Source organism: Lysinibacter sp. HNR, assembly GCF_029760935.1.
GTDB lineage: Bacteria > Actinomycetota > Actinomycetes > Actinomycetales > Microbacteriaceae > HNR.
On sequence record NZ_CP121684.1, the window covers coordinates 759,260 to 775,300 of the forward strand.

Genomic DNA, 16,041 nt, shown 5'->3' on the forward strand with positions numbered 1-16,041 from the left:
CCTAGCCAGTGTGTTCCTGGTTGGGGTCAACGTTGGTTTTGGGATGTTCTTCTGGCGTGGGCTAGTGACCCTGAATGGGAACCTGTTCTGTGTCGGGGAGGGGACTCGCGTCTCGTCCACGCAGGTCGGGGCTCCACCGGCTCCCGATCGCTGCCGCACCACAGGCGATGAGTCCAAAGATGGTTGCAACGGCAAAGGCTCCGCTAGAGCCGACGGCGTCGATGAGGAAACCTGCGATTGCGGAACCGGTGGCGGCACCGATGAGCTGTCCTGTGCCCACCCATCCGTAAGCCTCGGCCGTTTCGCTGAATTTAACTGTTGACGACACCATGGCAAAGAGTACGGCCAGCGCGGGGGCAATTCCTATTCCCGCGATGAAGAGCATGATTGACAGCCACCACACGTTAAGCCATACGACCGTTAACGCGAGGCCTGCGGCAACGATAAGAAGGCGTCGAGTGAGCGACCAGGGGCTGATGGGAGTGTGTCCAAGGGCAAGTCCTCCCACCAGGGAACCCACCGCAAAGATGGCGAGGACAACCCCTCCCAGGAGGTCACCTTCGCCAAAATGAGACACGATACCCGCCTCCACCGCGGCCGCGGAAGAAATGAGAAGGAAACCCACCACTGTTGCCACCACGACACTGGGGCGCGAAAGAACCGCCCCCATTTTGCGACGGCTGCGGGGGATACGTACCTGCCCGACCTCGGGTGAGCTAATAAACCAGGTTCCTCCGAGGAGCATGATCACCATGGCGGTCAGGATTCCCGCCTGGGTTGAATACTGTCCGGCGACAAAAACCGTGACGACGGGGCCCAAAACCCAGATAATCTCTTGAGCAGATGCATCCAGGCTGAAAAGCGGTGTGAGCTGTTTTGAGTTAACCATCTTGGGGTAGATGGTTCGTACCGCGGGTTGTACCGGAGGTGTGGATAAGCCTCCCAGAAACGCAAGGGCCATGTAGAAGGGGAGGGGCAGTATAAACAGGGCAACGCTTGACACGCTGGTGAAGCACACGATCATCGTGAGCGCTATCACGCGTCGCATGCCCCACAGCCCCATCCACCTGCTGGTGAGAGGCCCCGCGATAGCCTGCCCGATACTTGCCGAGGCCAAAACCAAACCGGCGGAACCGTAGGAGCCTTCAACATGTTCGATGTGCATGAGGAAGGCGATTGACAGCATGCCAAATGGAAACCGGGCGGTTAGCTGTGCCGCAATTATGCGCGCAACACCGGGGGTTTTTAGGAGATCTTTGTAACCACTCACAGGAATCTAATCGTACTCCCATTTTGGGGAGGAAGATACCCGGGGGTTTGCAGCATCCTTGTTTTGACGGCGGGTGTGAGGAGGAGGTGACGATATGAGGAAGGTAACGGTTTAGAAAATTTTATTTACATTTTACTTGATTAGGCTCCTAGATACTAAGGTTTGCAATTTGTTCTGTTACTCTGTTACTGCGCAATGGCGCCGCAGCTAGCTTTTATGAAATTAACGGCTGATTTTTGCGGCTTTAATGTGAGTATGATGTGTGCCGAGGAGGGCAGCTCGTGGGTGTAAGAAGCGATCTGAAATCAAAAGTTATTGGCCTGCATGGCAACTCCCGTAAAAATAGTTATAGAAGACAGTGGCTGATTAAGCTTGTCTTTGGGGGACTGATAGCGAGTGTTTTGGTTGTCGGAGGCGTGCCCGGTGCCGGGGCTGAGCCCGGTGCCGGAACTGAGACTCGTGCGCAGACGGTGCCTGTGGATCAGGTGGCGGCTTGGGGCTGGAATTTCAATGGGCAAACGAGAGTTCCAGTAGAGCTGACGGGTAAAAACATTAAAGCTGTGGATGCGGGGGTTAACCACTCTATGGCTCTCACTGAGGAGGGAAAAATCTTTGCCTGGGGATCAGAGTCGTATGGAAAATTGCAGATTCCTGAGGTGTTACAAAGTAAAAGAGTGACGGCGATATCTGCCGGCTTTGACTTCTCGCTAGCTCTTACTTCGGAGGGAGAGGTTACTGGTTGGGGATTTAATACTTCCGGCCAAGCTGCGCCATTGCCGGAACTAAAGGGCAAGAAAGTTACTGCGATATCTGCCGGCCGCAGGCACTCGTTGGCTCTTACTTCGGAGGGAAAGGTTCTAGGTTGGGGGCACAATGATAAGGGCCAGGCACAGTCTCCTCCCCAGCTCGCGGGCAAAGTGGTTACTAAGATTGCTGCCGGGAATGAACAGTCGCTAGCTCTCACTTCAGAAGGAGAAATTGTATCTTGGGGGCAGTGGGACGGTAGGCCTTCGTGGAGCCCCCCACCCGTGTTAAACGGCAAAAAGATAACTTCGATTGCTGCGGGGGATTTTCATCTTTTGGCTCTCACTTCGGAGGGTACTGTCTACGCTTGGGGAGATAATACCTATCAGCAATTGAATGTTCCCGCCGCTCTAGAGGGTAAAGTGAGTCAGATAGTTGCGGGAGATGAGTTCTCTTTAGCGCTTACTCACGATGGAGCTGTCGTTGGTTGGGGTGTTAACGCTGACGGGCAAGCGCAGCTTCCTGCCGCTCTAGCGGGTAAAAAAATTGTGAGACTGAGCGCTGGGTCTTCCCTTTCATTGGCTGTGGTAGAACGTACGGGTCTCGCCAATGTAGTGGTATCTCCCGGGTATGTGCTGGCGGACGGGATATCAACTCAGACCGCTCGAGTCACCCTGCTTGAGCAGGGCACAAACAATCCATTACCGGGTGTATCGGTCGATTTTAATACTCCCTCAGAGGTAAACGCGTCGGCTCCCACCGCTGTGACTGATGATCAGGGTGTTGCGGAAATAACGCTGAAGTCTTCTACTCCTGGTGAGTACCCGGTGACGGCCAGCATCAGGGGCATACCTGTGTCTGCCGGATCCGGGGGTAATGATGTGGCTCGGTTTGGGTCGGTCCCGGTGTTGGATGCGGCATCATTCGGAGTGGGTTCGGGTTTTTCGGGTGAGTTTGCGATTCCGATTTCGGGTGTGCCCGAACCGGATTTGTCGGTGACCTCGGATGGTGGCGTGCTTCCTACGGGGTTAAGTCTTGATTCGAGGACCGGTGTGGTTAGCGCTGCGTTGTTTGTGCCAGGTGAGTATCCGTTTGAGATTACCGCGACAAATGTGTTTGGAAAGGTATCTCGTACCTATATGGTCACGGTGGACCCGGTGGGTGAGATCCCTCCCGGAACGAACCCCGGATTGAGCGTGTCATCTGGTTATGTGTTGGCCGATGGCAGGGGCGAACACACGGCGACGGTCACGGTGGTGACTCAGGATACGAATATTCCGGTTGCCGGGGTTCGGGTTGATTTTGCGGCGGCTGCGGGTGCTGTGGTGTCTGACGACCAGGCGGTGACGGATAGTAGTGGTAACGCGAGCGTCATGATTGCCTCTTCCACGACCGGTGATTATCCGGTAACGGCTCGTATTGGTGATGCGGTGCTTCCCGTAGTGTCCGGGGGTAACGGCACCGCTCATTTTGGGTCGGCCCCGATATTGGATGCGGCGTCGTTTGAAGTGGGTTCGGGTTTTTCGGGTGAGTTTGCGATTCCGGTTTCGGGTGTGCCCGGACCGGATTTGTCAGTGACATCGAATGGTGGGGCGTTTCCGGGGGCTCTTCCTGCGGGTTTGAGTTTTGATGAGGGAACTGGTGTGGTCAGTGGCACGTTGTTTGTGCCGGGCGAGTACCCGTTTGAGATTACTGCCACCAATGTGTTGGGGAGTGTGTCTCGTACGTATACGGTCACGGTGAATCAGGTGAATGAGATTCCTCCCGGAACCAGTCCTGGGTTGAATGTGTCTGCCGGGCATGTGTTGGCCGATGGTATGAGCGAGCACACGGCGACGGTGACGGTGGTGACTCAGGATACGAATATTCCGGTTGCCGGGGTTCGGGTTGATTTTGCGGCGGCTGCGGGTGCTGTGGTGTCTGACGACCAGGCGGTGACGGATAGTAGTGGTAACGCGAGCGTGACCGTTATGTCCTCTCGCGTGGGTGATTACCCGGTGGCAGCCACCATTGGTAACACGCCGGTGCCCGTTGTTCCCGAGGGGAACGCTGTGGCTCGGTTTGGGGTGTTGCCTGTATTGGACGCAATGTCGTTTGAGGTAGGTTCGGGTTTCTTGGGCGCGTTTACGATTCCGGCGTCGGGTATGCCTGCTTATGCCTTGAGCGTGACGTCGAATGGTGGTGTGCTTCCTGAGGGTTTGCAGTTCGATCCGGGCAATGGTGTGATCAGTGGCACGTTGTTTGTGCCGGGCGAGTACCCGTTTGAGATTACTGCCACCAATGTGTTGGGGAGTGTGTCTCGTACGTATACGGTCACGGTGAATCAGGTGAATGAGATTCCTCCCGGAACCAGCCCTGGGTTAGATGTGTCTTCTGATTATGTGCTAGCCGACGGCAAGGGTGAAAATACGGCGACGGTGACGGTGGTGACTCAGGACACGAAGACTCCGGTTGCCGGGGTGCTGGTTGAGTTCGCGACCTCTGAGGGTGCCACTGTGTCAGACGATCGGGTAGTGACGGATAACAACGGTAACGCGAGCGTCATGATTACCTCCACGAACGTGGGTGATTACCCGGTGACAGCCACCATTGGTAATACGCCGGTACCCGTTGTACCGGAGGGTAATGGTGTGGCTCGGTTCGGGTTAGCACCGGTATTAGACGAGGTATCTTTTGAAGTGGGTTCGGGTTTTTCGGGTGAGTTTGCGATTCCGGTTTCGGGTGTGCCCGGACCGGATTTGTCAGTGACATCGAATGGTGGGGCGTTTCCGGGGGCTCTTCCTGCGGGTTTGAGTTTTGATGAGGGAACTGGTGTGGTCAGTGGCACGTTGTTTGTGCCGGGCGAGTACCCGTTTGAGATTACTGCCACCAATGTGTTGGGGAGTGTGTCTCGTACGTATACGGTCACGGTGAATCAGGTGAATGAGATTCCTCCCGGAACCAGCCCTGGGTTGAATGTGTCTGCCGGGCATGTGTTGGCCGATGGTATGAGCGAGCACACGGCCACGGTCACGGTAATAAATCCGGATACTCAGGTTCCGGTTGCCGGGGTGCGGGTAGGGTTTACCGTTCCTGAGGATGCGGTGGTGTCGGAGGAACGGGTTGTGACTGATGACAAGGGTCAGGCGAGGGTCTCAGTGACGTCGTCTGTGGTGGATGATTACCCGGTGACAGCCAGCATCGGTGATGCGGTGATCTCGGTGGCTCCTGAGAATAATGGTGTGGCTCGGTTTGGGTCCGAGCCGGGACTAAACGAGTTATCGTTTGAAGCGGAGCCGGGTTCCTCGGTGACGTGGAAGGTTCCGGTGACGGGTATTCCTGCTCCGATGGTGTCGGTGACGGATAACGAGGGCGAGAATGTGGGGGTTCTTCCTCCGGGTTTGAGTTTCGATGCGGCAACCGGGGTGATCAGTGGAACGCTTACCGCAGCGGAAGATTCTGCAGCGGGTGCGAAGAATGTTAATGGTTCTGGGGTTCCTGCAGGAGTAGCGCAGGCGCGGGATGGGGTATCTGTCCCGCAGCTACGGGATATGGTGCCTGTGTTGCCTCTGGCTAAGGTCCAGGCGTATCCGTTTGAGTTGACGGCGGATAATCAATTCGGAAAGATTTCTCGTGATTACGTGCTGAAAGTGATTCAGAAAGACTCCGGTCTTCCTATAGTGACGTTGACTCCGGTGCAGCCTCAGAAATCCGCTGTCTTGGGAGCGGGTTCGGGAGTGACCGCGAAGCAATTGAGTAAGACCGGTGGTGAGACGGGGTTGTTCTGGACGGGAGCACTATTGTTGTTAGCATCTGGAGCGGTGCTGTGTGTCCGGCGCAGGCAAGAGCAATAAAAACCAGATCTGTGACGGGGTCGGGCCGTGTGTGTGGGAGAGCAAGCTGAGCTCTCTCTCACACGGAGTAGATCGGGGTAATCTACTTGCTCACCTACGGCGTGCTGTAAGTCGTGATTGCCTTGGTGAGGCGCTGTGCCGAGACGGTTCCTAAGGTAGCCGGGGCGTTTGTATCACTGTCTTCAGTGACCGGTGCGGGTAGGCCGTGATTACGTGAGGAGGAAAATGTTTATTTACATTTGGGTTATTTAGTGATCCTAATGCTAAGGTTTAGTATATATCCCGCTGCCTTATTGCTCGGCAATGGCGTCGTGGTTCCCCCTGTGATATGATCGCTGATTTTTGCGGCTCAAGTGTGAAGTTGATGTGTACCAAGGAAGGTCTCTCATGGATGTTGGAACCAATATGAACTCAGAAGCTGTTGGTTTGCAAGGCAACGTCCGCAAAAAGATCCACAGAAGACAATGGCTGGGCAAGCTTGTTCTGGGAGGCCTGTTTGCGAGCGTTTTGATTGCCGGAGCCGGGTCTGGTGCCGAAGCTGAGCCTAGCGCTGAAGCTGAGGCCCGTGCACAGGCGATACCCGGGGATCGGGTGGTGGTGGCTTGGGGCTGGAGTTTGAACGGGCAGACGCAGGTTCCAGCAGGACTGACGGGTAAAAATATCAAAGCTTTGGACGGAGGGGCATGGCACTCTCTCGCCCTCACTGAGGAGGGAAAAGTCTTTGCCTGGGGCGCAAACTCGATGGGGCAAGCGGTGGTTCCCGCAGAGTTAAGAAACAAAAAAGTGACAGCTATAGCTGCCGGTTATGCATTCTCGCTGGCTCTCACCTCGGAGGGGCGTGTTATTGCTTGGGGAGATAATTCTCACAACCAAAGCATACCTCCGCCTGCGCTCACGGGTAAAACAGTTACCGCGATAGCTGCCGGCTACGATCATGCGCTGGCTCTTACTTCGGAGGGAGAGCTGATAGGCTGGGGATCAAGAAACGATGGCCAAGGGCAGTCTCCTCCCCAGCTCACGGGCAAGGTAGTTACCGCGATAGCTGCCGGGGGCGACCAGTCGTCAGCCCTCACCTCAGAGGGAGAAAGTGTATCCTGGGGGCGGACAAACACCGGTTTACCCGTGGGGAGCCCCCCACCCGAGATGACTGGTAAAAAGGTAGTTGCACTTGATAGTGGGCGTTCTCATTTCTTGGCCCTCACCTCAGAAGGAACTGTCTACACCTGGGGCAGTAACGACCATCAAAAATTGGATGTTCCCGCAGGGTTAGAGGGTAAAGTCAGTAAAGTAGTCGCGGGAGATAATTTTTCTTTGGCGCTTACCCACGACGGAATCGTCGTTGCCTGGGGCGAAGATCAATTTGGTCAAACGCAGATTCCGGCAGATCTAACGGGTAAAAAAGCTGTGACGCTGGGCGCTGGATCTCACCATTCATTGGTAGCAGCAGAGCGCAAGGGCATCAGTGAGATAGCGGTATCTTCCGGATACGTGTTGGCGAATGGAGTCTCAACTCAGACCGCTCGAGTTACCCTGCTTGAGCAGGATACAAACGCTCCGTTACCGGGTATATCGGTTGATTTTAGCGTTCCCTCGAACGTGAGTGCATCGGCTTCTAGCGCCGTTACTAATGCTCAGGGTGTTGCGGAAATAACGCTGAAATCTTCTGTCATTGGTGAATATCCGATTAGAGCCAGCATTAATGGTATACCGGTGCCTGCTGCATCCGAGGGTAATGATGTGGCTCGGTTTGGGACGGCCCCGGTCTTAGACGAGTTAGTGGTTGAGATGGGTTCGGGTTTCCCAGGGGAGTTTACGATTCCGGTATCGGGTACGCCGGGGCCGGATCTGTCGGTGACGTCGAATGGTGGTGCGCTTCCCGGGACTCTTCCTGTGGGACTGAGTCTTAATGCGGGGACGGGTCTGGTCAGTGGTACGTTGTTTGTGCCGGGTGAGTATCCGTTTGAGGTGACGGCGAAGAACGCTTTGGGGAGTATGTCTCGTGCCTATACGGTCACGGTGTCCCCGGTGAGTGCGGTTCCTCCGGGGACTGCTCCGGGGTTGAGTGTCTCGTCGGGTTATGTGTTGGCCGATGGTGTGAGTGAGCAGACGGCGACGGTGACGGTGGCGACTCAGGATACGAACACTCCGGTTGCGGGGGTGCAGGTTGACTTCGCGGCTGCCACGGGCGCTGTGCTGTCTGACGACCAGGCGGTGACGGATAGCAGCGGTAAGGCGAGCGTGACGGTGACCTCCTCAAGCGTGGGTGATTATCCGGTGACGGCGACGATTGGTGATACGCCGGTGCCGGTTGTTCCTGAGGGGAATGGTGTGGCTCGGTTTGGGTTGTTACCGGTTTTGGGCGCGGTGTCGTTTGAGGCGGGTTCGGGCTTCCCCGGGGCGTTTACGCTTCCGGCGTCGGGTTCGCCTGCGTATGTTTTGAGTGTGACCTCGAACGGTGGCGTGCTTCCTGCGGGGTTGAGCTTTGATGCGGAAACCGGTGTGGTGAGTGGGACGTTGTTTGTGCCGGGGGAGTACTCGTTCGAGATTACGTCGACAAACGCGTTAGGAAGTGTGTCTCGTATCTATACGGTGACGGTGAATGAGGTGGATGAAGTTCCTCCGGGCACCAACCCTGGTTTGAGCGTGTCGCCTGGTTATGTATTGGGCGATGGAAAGGGTGAGCACACGGCCACGGTGACAGTGGAGAATCCGAATACGCTCGTTCCGGTTGCCGGAGTACTGGTTGACTTTGTGGCTGCCGAGGGTGCTGTGGTGTCAGATGATCAGGTAGCGACGGATAGCAATGGTAGTGCGAGTGTGACGGTGACGTCCTCTGTGGCGGGTGATTACCCGGTAACGGCCACCATTGGTGATACTGCGTTGCCTGCTGTTCCAGGGGGTAACACTGTGGCTCAGTTCGGCTCGAAGCCGGTCTTGGACGAGGTGGCTTTTGAGGTGGATTCAGGTTTCTTAGGAGAGTTCACGATTCCGGTGTCGGGTACGCCGGGGCCGGATCTGTCGGTGACGTCTAACGGTGGGGTGCTTCCTGCGGGGTTGAGCTTTGATGCGGAAACCGGTGTGGTGAGTGGAACGTTGTTTGTGCCGGGTGAGTACGTGTTTGAGATGACCGCGACAAACGTGTTGGGAAGTGTATCTCGCACCTACACGGTAACGGTAAACCCGATAGACAAAATTCCTCCCGGAACAAGCCCGGTGTTGGAGGTGTCTTCCGGGCACGTGTTGGCCGATGGTGTGAGTGAGCACGCGGCCACGGTCACGGTGATAAACTCGGATACTCTTGTCCCGGTTGCGGGGGTGCGGGTAGGGTTTACCGCTCCCGAGGACGCGGTCGTGTCCGAGAATCATGCTGTGACCGATGACAAGGGTCAGGCGAGGGTGTCGATGACCTCGTCTGTGGTGGGTAATTATCAGGTGACGGCCAGTATTGGTAGTACGGTGATTCCGGCGGCCCCGGAGAATAATGACCTGGCCCGCTTTGGGTCAAAGCCGGGGCTGAACGAGGTGTCGTTTGAGACGGAGCCGGGTTCGTCGGTGGCGTGGGAGGTTCCGGTGACGGGTGTTCCTGCTCCGGTGGTGTCGGTGACGGATGATGAGGGTGAGGGTGTAGGAGATCTTCCTCTGGGTTTGAGTTTTGATGCGGTAACCGGGGTGATTAGCGGAACGCTTACCGATGTGGAAGAGCCTTCAAGCGGGGTAAAAGAGTCCTCAGCCGGAGCGAAGAATGCTTCTGGAACTCCTGCTGGGGTAGTGCAGACACGAGATGCGGTGTCTGTTCCACAGGCACGGGACACGGTATCTGTACTCGCTCTTGCCAAGGTGCGAGAGTATCCGTTCGAGTTGACGGCGGATAATCAGTTGGGAAAGATTTCTCGTGATTATGTGCTGAAGGTTATTCAGAAAGACTCCGGTCCTGTCGTGACATTGACTCCGGCGCAGCCTCTCAAGACCCCCGCTCCGGGAACTGGTTCGGAAGATACCGCGAAGCGGCTGAGTAAGACCGGGGGTGAGACGGGGCTGTTCTGGGCGGGAGCGCTGTTGTTGTTAGTGTCCGGAGCTGCACTGTTTTTCCGGCGTAGGCAAGAGCAATAAAACCAAATCTGTTAAGGGGTCAGGCGGTGCGAGGGAGGGTGAAACGCGCTCTCCCTCGCACGAGCAGATCGGGGTAATCTATTTGCTCACCTACGGGGTGTTGTAAGCGGCGATTGCTTTGGTGATGCGCTGTGCCGAGACGGTTCCTGCGGTCTTGAGGTGCTGTGCAAAGAGGTTGACGCGGAATTCCTCGAGCATCCAGCGAATCTCATTGAGTTGCTCAGGCGCATCGGGCGCAGAAGGAAGCTGTCCGCCGATCTGTCGATACTTGTCTGTGAGCGTTTGGACTTCGGTCATCCACACGCGGTCCCTGCCGGGGTTTTCTACCAGCTTGCCTATCCGGAAGGTAACGGCCTGGGAGTAAACAGTGAGGCGTGGGAGCTGTGCTGTTCCGGTGCGCGAGATGAAACCGTCGTAGACCAGCTGGGCGAGCTGTTCTCGAGCGTCGGTGAGAGCCGGAAGCAGATGGATGCTGGTGTTTTTTTCGATGGCCCGGTGGGCGTCGCGGACCGCTCCCAGCACGGCGGTTGCGGTTGCAACGGTGGTGTAGGCGGAGTCGATGAGCTGTGCAGAGAAAATAGTGCGGATGCGTTCAAACTCTGCCTGCGACCAGACCAGTCCGTCTGTGGTGTTCTGGGTAATGGCGGCGTCCGCAACGGCAAGGCACACATCCTCCATCACCGCGTTGATGCTGCGGTAGGGGCTCGACGCGAGTAAGAGTTTCTCGTTTTGGCTGAGATGATTTTGCAGGTAAGAGACGGGGGAGGGTGCGCTCAAGACGAGCAGGCGTCGCAGGCCCTGCCTGCTGCTGCGGTGCTGTTCCTCGGAGGTGGTGACCAAGCGAATATCCACTGTACCCGCTGATTCCACCAGGGCGGGATACGCGCGAACCACACCGCCGCCGTGCCGCGACTCGACAACCCGTTCGAGGTCACCAAAGTCCCACGCGGTGATGGCGCGGCGCTCGATAGCGTGGGTGGGAGCGGAACCCGTGGTGACCTTTGTGACGCTCTCGCGCGAGGAACGGGCGTGTGAGGTTTGCAGCTTACGCAGATTTTTGCCCCGGGCAATCGTTTTGCCCCTGTGGTCAACCACGTGAAAAGACGGTCGCAGGTGTTCCGGAATGCGTTCAAGATCAAAGTCTGCGCGGGTAACGGGAAGCCCCACCACCCGCTGAATCTCGACCGCCAATTGCTCGGTGAGGGAACCGTTGGTGCTATTATCGGCGGAGTCTCCCATTCGCTCGAGGAGCTTCTGGGCCCAATCGGCGGCGGGAACAACCCCCCGACGGATGTTTTTTGGTAGAGATTTAATGAGGGCGGTGACCAGGTCGAGGCGAAGCCCCGGGACGAGCCTTTCAAAGTCGGAACCCTCCACCTGGGGAAGCAACGGGAGCGGCACCGTGATCGTCACCCCGTCATCCGTGGCCCCCGGTTCAAAGCGATAGCTGATCGAGAGCCGTTGATCTCCCTGGTGCCACTCGCGCGGAAACTCCTTTTCGTCCACCCCGGAATCCTGATCTTGTTGGATCAGATCGTGGCGCTGCATGGTGAGCAGATCGGGGGTGTCGCGCCGAGTTTTCTTCCACCACCCCTCAAAGCTGCGGGTGGACACAACATCTTCGGGGATCCGTGAATCGTAAAACTCAAAGACGGCCTCGTCACCCTGAAGGATGTCGCGGCGGCGAGAGCGCTCCTCCAACTGTTCTAGTTCCTCGCGGAGGTGCCGATTGTCTCGGTCAAATTGCTGGGGAGAATTCCACTCCCCGTCAACCAGTGCGTGCCGGATAAACAGTTCGCGGGCGTGGGCCTGATCAAAGCGTGCGTACTGCACCCTGCGCCTCTCCACTATGGGAACACCAAAGAGGGTGACTCTCTCGTAGGCTACCGCCGCGCCCTGCTTCTTTTCCCAGTGCGGCTCGCCGATGCTGCGCTTGAGCAGGGGGCCGGCAAACTCCTCGGCCCAGGCCGGGTTAATCGCGGCGTTGCTGCGGGCAAAAAGGCGGGAGGTCTCCACAAACTCAACCGCCATGAGGGCGGGCGGCGGTTTCTTGGCGAGCGCGGAACCGGGAAAGATTACAAACTTGGTGTTGCGCGAACCAATGTACTCCATCTGCGGTCTGCGGGGAGCTTTCTGTCGCCCGCCGCCTGCGGGGCTGCCGGAGCGCGTGTCCTGTACTCCAAGGTGCGAGAGCAGCCCCGTGAGTATAGAGCGGTGAATGCCGTCGGCATCCGTACTTGGGGCACCAACGCTGAGCTTCAGCGGTTTGGCCATTTGGCGGAGCTGGCGGTAAAGGTCGCTCCACTCCCGTACCCGCAGATAGTTGAGATACTCCGCTCGGCACAGGCGTCGAAACGCGCTCGATGAGAGTTCTTCTCGCTTCTCCTCCAGGTAGTTCCACAGGTTAAGCAGAGTGATAAAGTCGCTCGTCTTGTCGATGAAGCGGGCGTGGGCGGCATCCGCAAGCTCACGCTTTTCGGTGGGACGTTCGCGAACATCCTGGATGGTGAGCCCCGCAACGATCGCAAGAACCTCTCGGGACACCCCCTGTTTCCTCGATTCGATCACCATTCGGGCGAAGCGCGGTTCGATGGGGAGGCGGGCCAGGCTGCGGCCCACCGCCGTGAGGGTGAGGTTGCCCGTAGCCCTCCCGGGATCCGAGGGCTTGTGATTCGTGCCCTTGTGATTCGTGGCGTTGTGATCGGGAGTCTTGTGGTCCGAGGTTTTGTGACCTGTGCCCGCGTGGATTGCACCCAGCTCGCTGAGTAGGTCGATCCCGTCTTTAATGCCGCGTGAATCCGGTGGCGTGAGAAACGGAAAGTCGGACACGTTCCCCAGCCCCAGAGAGATCATCTGCAGGATCACGGAGGCGAGGCCGGTTCGGAGGATCTCCGGTTCGGTAAACTCCGGTCGCCCCAGAAAATCTTCCTCGGAGTAGAGACGGATGGCAATTCCGGGGCTGGTGCGACCGCTGCGCCCCGATCGCTGATTGGCGGATGCCTGAGAGACCGCCTCAATCGGCAACCGCTGCACCTTGGAGCGGGCACTGTATCGTGAGATGCGCGCGGTTCCCGCATCAATCACGTAGCGAATCCCCGGAACGGTGAGGCTGGTCTCGGCCACGTTTGTGGCCAGCACGATGCGCCTCTGTGCACCCGATCCGCGGGGCCTTTCGAAAACTCGGTGCTGCTCGGCGGCGGAGAGCCGACCGTAGAGCGGGAGAACCTCGGTGTTTGCAGAGAGCCGCCCCGCGCGGATGTGACCCTCAATAGCGTCGGAGGCGTCTCTGATCTCGCTTTCCCCGCTGAGAAACACCAGGACGTCTCCGGGGGACTCACGCGAGAGCTCGCTCAGGGCCTCACCAATTGAGTCAAAGAGATCTGGCTCCGCGGCAGCCGTTTTTGCGGGAGATAGTGATTGCTTTCGATGCGGTGTGGAACCCGCCGCCTCGGGTTCTAGAGCCTCGTCAACGAGGGGGCGATAGCGAATCTCCACGGGGTAGGTTCGCCCCGAAACCTCGATAACGGGGGCGTCGTTAAAGTGTCGGGAAAAGCTCTGGGGATCAATTGTCGCCGAGGTGATGATCACGCGGAGGTCGGGGCGTCTCGGCAGCAGGGTCTTCATGTATCCCAGGAGAAAATCGATATTGAGGCTGCGCTCGTGGGCCTCATCAATAATGATGGTGTCGTATCGGCTCAGGTCGCGGTCGCTATGAATCTCGTTGAGCAGGATTCCGTCGGTCATCACCTTGATCTGAGTGTGGGCGCTGGAGCGGTCAGTGAAGCGCACCTGGTATCCCACGCGATTGCCGAGCGTGTCGCCCAGTTCCTCCGCTATGCGTTCGGCAATGGTTCGCGCGGCGATCCGCCGGGGCTGGGTGTGCGCTATGCTCGTGCGGCCGAGGCTCAGCGCGATTTTGGGAAGTTGGGTGGTTTTTCCGGAACCGGTTTCCCCCGCAACGATCACAACCTGGTTCGCGCGGATCGTGTCGGCAATCTCCTCCCGGAGCATGCTCACGGGAAGCTCCGGCGGGAAAGTGATCGTTGTATCGGTGGAATTGGCGGGGCTCATGACTCAGCCATTATCCCACGGAAGGGGTTGCTGCGAGAGGTGGTTGCGTCCTCGGGAGGGGATGCAACCGTGGGATCGGCGCGTGCAACTCACGAGAAGATGCGGTTAGGAGCCCCGCGTGATGATGTTTTCTATCGCTCGTTCTGCCAGGGCCGTGACGGTGAGTGACGGATTGACCGTTCCGGTGCTGCCGGGAATCACGGCGGCATCAACCACATAAAGGCCGTTATGCCCGTGCACTCGACCGTAGGTATCGGTTGCAAGGCCAAGAACGGCCCCACCCAGCGGATGCGCGGTAAAGGTTGAGTTCACATCGGCGGCAAACGGAGGAAATCCCACGTTCACCCCGTTGGCTTGGGTGATGTGATTGTGAACCGCGCGCAGTGCATCGTTTGAATCGGTGACTCCGTCGCTGGGCCAGTCCAGTACAATGCTGCTGGTGGAGTGGTCGTATCTGAACGAGGCCCGGGTGGGGTTGAGGGTCATCGCAAGAGACCCGAGAAGGCCAATGTTCACGGGAAGGCCCGGAATGTACCAGTTTTCGAGGCTGAGGGGCATCCCGGACTCGTCAAGGATACGCGAGGCGGAGGGGGAGGCCTGGGTGAGGCCCGGCGAGAGTGAGAAGGTTCGCATCAGAGCGGCATCTCCATTGTTTCCCCAGCCCTCTCCCACGTGCTGATTCAGCCGGGGCAGCGTGCCCAGGCTACGTGCTCTCACAAGAAGTTCCGAGGTGCCGATGGAACCCGCGCCAAGGAAGAGCCTGTTGCAGGTGAGAGTGCGGGAGCGGGTGAGGGTGCCATCGGGTTCAACGATGTCCACCTGAACCCAAAACTTTCCGTCTGTCTGTTGCGCGATCGCCCGCACCACGTGGCGAGGATGGATGGTGACTCGCGAGGTGGCCTCGGCCTGGGCCAGGTAGTTTTGAAGTGAGGTCGTACTTTGTGCCGTTTGAGTTACCGTAGTTGCTCTCTCCGATAGTGGCTGATGCTCGCGAGCGGAGGGCGAGCTCCTGGCGAACGGTATTCCACTTAAAGATGGAGTCGAGCGGTTGGGGGTGTAGCCGGCCTGCGCGGCCTGAGCATCCCAGACGCGCGAGTGCCCAAATGGCGCGGTACTGTAGATGTCCGGCGGCACGGGGGAAGCGTCGAGCATTTTTCGCGCGAGGGGATAGTATTTTTGGTCCATCTCGTCGTAGTTCACACGCCCGGTAAAAACCGAGTCGAAGAAGCGACGTTCGGGCTGGATCAGCACCCCGGTAAAGACGATTGAGCCTCCTCCCACGGCAGCTCCGCGCCACACCTGCATCTGCTGGTACTGGGTGACGTCAAGAACCCCACCAAACCTGTCGAAGTACACGGGAATTCCATTAAGCCCGGTAAATGAGTTTCTAAACCACTGCGCGCGGCCATCGGGGAAGGTATCGTTGGAGAAAATTTTGCGCCAGGGATCTCGCGGCCAACGTGATCCACGCTCCAGCATGGTGACCCGTGAGCCGGATTCGGCCAGTCGAAGGGCGGTCACGCTGGCCCCAAAGCCGCTACCGATCACCAGGTTGTGGCTGTGCTCAGGCGCGGGGGAGGGGTATTGTAAATTTCCGGGACCTGAGATCGGTACCACGCGTTTTTGATCCAGCCTATGGTGGTGGGATTGACACCCGTGAGGGGTTTTGCACCCGCCGCGGTTGCCGGTTGTGTGAGACCTACTCCTGCCGCGAAGGCATCCGCTGCCGAGTAAGAAATGAGTGATCGACGTGAAATGCCCATGATGGTTCCTTTGTGATCTGGGGGAGGCAGATCCATCGGAATGAGCTCCGAGGGGCGATGCAAAGATGATTTTTCTCTGGTAATCGTTGACTATCAGTTATATAAATAAAAATTTATATAATCTATCTTTTTGTATTTAAGGTTGAATTATATTCATTCAATTCACTTATCAATTATTTTTTAGTGCTGTGTTGCGCTTTGATATTCCTTGCACACAATGGTGATAGCGTCCCGTAGAGCAGAAAACATA

The 16,041-nt window shown here is 57.5% G+C and carries 6 protein-coding genes; 2 read left to right on the forward strand and 4 right to left on the reverse strand.

Annotated elements, in window-relative coordinates:
* Nucleotides 1-61: 61 nt before the first annotated feature.
* Nucleotides 62-1,270 (reverse strand): MFS transporter, encoded by a 1,209-nt coding sequence (locus FrondiHNR_RS03325; protein WP_279353832.1) that lies wholly within the window; start codon nucleotides 1,268-1,270, stop codon nucleotides 62-64.
* 281 nt (nucleotides 1,271-1,551) lie between these two features.
* Here FrondiHNR_RS03325 and FrondiHNR_RS03330 point away from each other — a divergent pair, with 281 nt between their 5' ends.
* Nucleotides 1,552-5,847 (forward strand): Ig-like domain-containing protein, encoded by a 4,296-nt coding sequence (locus tag FrondiHNR_RS03330; protein WP_279353833.1) that lies wholly within the window; start codon nucleotides 1,552-1,554, stop codon nucleotides 5,845-5,847.
* A gap of 387 nt (nucleotides 5,848-6,234) precedes the next feature.
* Nucleotides 6,235-9,957 carry an Ig-like domain-containing protein gene (locus tag FrondiHNR_RS03335; RefSeq protein WP_279353834.1) on the forward strand — a complete coding sequence of 1,241 codons (3,723 nt, stop codon included), beginning with the start codon at nucleotides 6,235-6,237 and terminating at the stop codon, nucleotides 9,955-9,957.
* Between the two features lie 90 nt (nucleotides 9,958-10,047).
* Here FrondiHNR_RS03335 and hrpA read toward each other — a convergent pair whose 3' ends face one another.
* From hrpA to FrondiHNR_RS03350, 3 genes are all read right to left on the reverse strand, one after another.
* A complete protein-coding gene (hrpA, locus tag FrondiHNR_RS03340) occupies nucleotides 10,048-14,028 on the reverse strand; it encodes an ATP-dependent RNA helicase HrpA (RefSeq protein WP_279353835.1) in 3,981 nt (1,326 codons plus the stop codon).
* A gap of 105 nt (nucleotides 14,029-14,133) precedes the next feature.
* A complete protein-coding gene (locus FrondiHNR_RS03345; RefSeq protein ID WP_279353836.1) occupies nucleotides 14,134-15,645 on the reverse strand; it encodes a GMC oxidoreductase in 1,512 nt (503 codons plus the stop codon).
* The gene (locus tag FrondiHNR_RS03350; RefSeq protein ID WP_279353838.1) at nucleotides 15,573-15,791 is read right to left on the reverse strand and encodes a hypothetical protein; all 219 of its coding nucleotides are present in this window, start codon (nucleotides 15,789-15,791) and stop codon (nucleotides 15,573-15,575) included. Before FrondiHNR_RS03350 ends, FrondiHNR_RS03345 begins: the two co-directional genes overlap by 73 nt.
* Between the last annotated feature and the right edge of the window lie 250 nt (nucleotides 15,792-16,041).

What these genes read in the sequence shown, in the direction of transcription:
- FrondiHNR_RS03335 (WP_279353834.1), top strand. Translation starts at nt 6,235, where the DNA reads ATGGATGTTGGAACCAATATGAACTCAGAAGCTGTTGGTTTGCAAGGC.
- hrpA (WP_279353835.1), bottom strand. Translation starts at nt 14,028, where the DNA reads ATGAGCCCCGCCAATTCCACCGATACAACGATCACTTTCCCGCCGGAG.
- FrondiHNR_RS03350 (WP_279353838.1), bottom strand. Translation starts at nt 15,791, where the DNA reads ATGGGCATTTCACGTCGATCACTCATTTCTTACTCGGCAGCGGATGCC.